This is a genomic window from uncultured Agitococcus sp., from assembly GCF_937920075.1.
Classification (GTDB): domain Bacteria; phylum Pseudomonadota; class Gammaproteobacteria; order Pseudomonadales; family Moraxellaceae; genus Agitococcus.
The window spans coordinates 1-1,688 of the sequence record NZ_CALETI010000282.1 but is presented as its reverse complement, the minus strand read 5'-3'; the positions used below and the strand labels follow the sequence as shown (position 1 = coordinate 1,688).

At 40.5% G+C, this 1,688-nt stretch carries 3 protein-coding genes and 1 pseudogene; 3 read left to right on the top strand and 1 reads right to left on the bottom strand.

The genetic code is table 11. The annotated features are described in order from the left end of the window. A partial coding sequence (locus Q0212_RS09890; RefSeq protein WP_297924958.1) for a MaoC/PaaZ C-terminal domain-containing protein occupies nucleotides 1–752 on the top strand: 752 nt, incomplete at its 5' end. Between the two features lie 99 nt (nucleotides 753–851). Here Q0212_RS09890 and Q0212_RS09885 read toward each other — a convergent pair. After that, nucleotides 852–1,283, bottom strand: a complete 432-nt coding sequence (locus tag Q0212_RS09885) for a DUF962 domain-containing protein (RefSeq protein WP_297924957.1) — start codon at nucleotides 1,281–1,283, stop codon at nucleotides 852–854. A gap of 93 nt (nucleotides 1,284–1,376) precedes the next feature. Here Q0212_RS09885 and Q0212_RS16820 point away from each other — a divergent pair, with 93 nt between their 5' ends. Next, nucleotides 1,377–1,493 (top strand): lipoprotein, encoded by a 117-nt coding sequence (locus Q0212_RS16820; protein WP_367175850.1) that lies wholly within the window; start codon nucleotides 1,377–1,379, stop codon nucleotides 1,491–1,493. Nucleotides 1,494–1,507: 14 nt separating this feature from the next. Beyond that, a pseudogene (locus tag Q0212_RS09880) lies at nucleotides 1,508–1,688 on the top strand (diaminopimelate decarboxylase); the annotation flags it as partial.

Here is a 1,688-nt window from a genome sequence, read left to right as displayed (position 1 = left end):
ATGCCGTTAGCATTGATCGTCAACATGTGAATGACTACAACACCGTTTGTGGCTTTACTCAAAGTGATATCTTAGCACCAACCTACTTACATATGTTAGTCATGCCTTTACAAATGGCATTAATGGTTGAAGAAAGCTTTCCTTTCCCCATGTTAGGTTTAGTACATATTGCTAACAAAATCACCCAGCTTCGTCCTGTCAAAGCCTGTGAAAAAGTCAATATTACTTGCCGTTTTGGTGAATTAAAGCCACATGACAAAGGCCAACAATTTACTTTATTAGCCGATGTTTATGTGGGTAATGAAGTAGTTTGGTCTGAAGAAACCATTTATTTATTCCGTCAAGCCGTTAAATCTGCTGAAGGTGCTGCTAAACCAGAAGCCAGCAAAGAAAAAGCCAAACCCAGTGTGTCAAGCTTTAATGCTTTCTGGACGATTCCGAGTGATATTGGTCGCCGTTATGCAGCGGTTTCTGGTGATAGCAACCCCATTCATTTATACGACTTTACCGCTAAGTTATTTGGTTTTCCACGCGCGATTGCTCATGGCATGTGGACGAAGGCCAAATGTTTGAGCATGTATGAAGGTCGTTTACCTGACGCGTTTGAAGTGGATGTACAGTTTAAATTGCCGGTATTATTACCTGCAAAAGTTGGCTTTCAAACAATGACAACTGAGTCCGTAACTGAGTTTAATGTGATGGATGCCAAATCTGGCAAACCTCATGTTGCAGGCACTATTAAAGCGCTTTAAAAAAGAAAGTCCCCTTTTACAAAAAGGGGACTTTTCTCGCTTATAGTTCAATCTTGCCTGTCAACATATCTTCTCTTCGCTTAGGCAGTTATCACTTATTTATTCACTCAAAATCGCTTGCAGCTCTTTTGACTTCACAAAACGTGCTAATCGCGGTGCGATGCCTAAGCTTTGCGCATACATCACCCAATCACCCATAAAACTATACACAGGATATGTAAACGTTGCTGGCTTATTTTTTTCAAAAAAGAAATGCCCAACCCACGCACAACCATAACCCGCAACAATTCCTGCCGCTATATAACGCTTTTTGCCCGTAATCACACTCGCGGTTAAACCCACTAAGCCCAAGGTACTGCCTACAAAATGCAGACGACGACAGACTTTATTTTCATGTTGGCTTAAATAAAAGGGGTAAAATTCGGCAAAATTGGCAAATTGGGTAGGTGTTTCCTCAATCATGCTAAGATTTTGCTCATTACTCTGACGATGTTTAATCTCTAAAGCGGTAATATTAACGGCTTCGCTCATGGTGTCTTGCTCCTATTTTTATCTAGCTAGTTTTATTATCAGAATGATTCCGTTAGCATAGCGTATCTTATTGTTGATACCACTTTTTTTATTATGCGCCTATTCGCTTTGTGTTTGAGTTTGTGCCTTTTAGTCGCTTGTGGTCAAAAAGGGGCTTTGTACCTACCTGAGAAAAAACCACCCACGACTTCTCCTCATTCCCAATCTTAAGAGTTTATCTAAACATGTCAGTTTTTAGTTATCGTGACGGCCATTTATATGCCGAACAAGTTGCTGTTAGTCAATTAGGCCAACAGTTTGGCACACCTTTATATATTTATTCGCGTGCTGCCTTAGAAAGTCATTACCGTGCTTTTGATGAAGCCTTTGCCACTGTGCCCCATCAAGTATGTTATGCCGTTAAAG